The following is a 2,017-nucleotide window of genomic DNA, read 5'->3' as shown; positions in this document are numbered from 1 at the left end:
CGCGACCTGAAGCCCGCGACCGACGTCGACCACACCTACATCTACCTCGGCGGCAGCCTGGTGGCGAAGCGCACGATCCCGGTCGGCGGCGGCACCGCGGTGATCGAGTACCAGCACACCGATGCGCTCGGTTCGCCGATCGCGGTGACGAACCACAACGGCACCGCGGTCAGCTACAACCGGCAGACGGCCTACGGCGAGCCGGCGGACGGATCATGGGAGAGCGGGCCGGGGTTCACCGGGCATGTCGCCGATGCAGGCTCGCGGCTCGTGTACATGCAGCAACGGTACTACGATCCTTCTATCGGCCGATTCATCTCGCGAGATCCCGTGCCTTCGGATCATGGGTCTAACTTTGCCAGATATACGTATGCTAGAGCGAACCCTATTTCGCACGTTGATCCGGACGGCAGATTCGCGGTTCCGTGGCACGGAATTCTTACCTATGTCGCTGCTCGCAGGTCAGGCCTTTCGCTTTTCGCGAGTATCCGACATGCGTTTCGTGCCATGCACGCGGATTTCGAGGCGGGGTCGCAAGACGTAACGCCGGTAGCCGCGGCAATCCATGCCATGCGAGTAGCTGGCCAAGATGTCGGGAATGCTGAGCGCCTGAATTCCAGGCTCGTTCACGACGCGATTTCGAGAGGGGATCTGGGTCTCGCTGCACACGCTGTTCAAGACCGACACGCTGGGGGTCATCATGGATTTGCGGAGTGGAATGGATTTCGCGAGATGGGCTTTATCGAATCGCTGAAACACCTGCTTCGGGACATCTTCCCCAAGAAACAAGAACTTTCAGACGCCTTGAGGGATACGGAGGAAGTGTTTGACGCTGCTTCGGAGGACTCAAGTCAGGGCGATGGGCGGAATGCATCGATGGCAACTGACCTACCTTGGAAATCAGGCCAGTGCGGACCGTCTTTGGTGGTCGGGTGCAATAGCTGGACATCGCCTCTCCCCACAAATGAGCCCCATATCACTCCGGTACGGAGGCAATGACATGCGCATCAGTGGTCTCAGACTAATGCTTCTCGCGCCCGCCATTGTTGCGGCGAGTTTCAATACGAAGGCCAACGAGGCGAGTCGGCCTTCCCCAGACTTGATCGGGGAGGGCACGAAAGAGGCCGTAATTGTGGGCTTCGAGTGGGTCGACATCGAGCCTGACCGAATTCTTCTTATTAGGAGTGGGGGGGCTCGCTGCGCCGTCCGTTTCGTCGAAGTGAACGTGGAGCGAATCGGCCAGGCAGGAGTGCTGCAGACAATCAGCGTCAAGAGTCATGCGGTTGCCGAGGTCTTCGTCCCCAGCGCGAGCCCTGCATCCGGCTCAGAGCGAGGGCGATTCAGTCGCGACACGTTGAGCTTCGACGGGATGGCTGGGATCGGCCGCCTCGCAGTGCATCGGGGAGACACCGCGTTCTCATGCGACGGAGTTTCTGTGCGGTGGATTCCGCCATCGGGTGTCATGTTTCGACGACGGAATTCTCGTGTCGAGGTCGCGCCGACCGCATGGAGGTCCTTCGACCAAGTTGATTGGGCCGACCCAAGACTCGAATGGCACGCCTTGGACGAGTCATCGACGCGGCCCATGCGGCGCATCCCATACGTGAACCTTCCTGGGCACTGAGAAGCCTGGACTCGCGTGCTCGCCTGAACAGCCGCGTGGGATGCGGGGTGCGCGTGGGTTGTGGGGTGCTCGTCTCACGCATGGCAAGGAAGTCGATGCTATCGACTGGACTACCGAATACGGCTACACCGCCAACGGCCACCCGGCCAGCCTGGAGTACGCCGACGGCCACGTCGTCGCCTACGCACCCAACGCCCTCGGCCAGCCGACCCAGGCCGGCGCCTACGCGACCGGCGTGCAGTACTTCCCGAACGGCGCGATCAGGCAGTTCAGCTACGGCAACGGCATCATCCACGTGCTGACCCAGAACCCACGCGGCCTGCCGGAGACCAGCGTCGACACCGGCGGCATCGACGTGCTCGACGACACCTACCTTTACGATCGCAATGGCAA

The 2,017-nt window shown here is 61.5% G+C and carries 1 protein-coding gene and 1 pseudogene; both read left to right on the top strand.

Annotated features, from left to right (window positions below; genetic code table 11):
• A partial coding sequence (locus K311_RS18230; protein WP_161627323.1) for an RHS repeat domain-containing protein occupies positions 1–999 on the top strand: 999 nt, incomplete at its 5' end.
• A gap of 683 nt (positions 1,000–1,682) precedes the next feature.
• A pseudogene (locus tag K311_RS17045) lies at positions 1,683–2,017 on the top strand (RHS repeat protein); the annotation flags it as partial.

Origin of the sequence: Arenimonas composti TR7-09 = DSM 18010, assembly GCF_000426365.1 — a bacterium.
GTDB lineage: Bacteria > Pseudomonadota > Gammaproteobacteria > Xanthomonadales > Xanthomonadaceae > Arenimonas > Arenimonas composti.
Note: the sequence above shows the minus strand (reverse complement) of the source record. Positions and strands in the feature narration are given on the sequence as shown.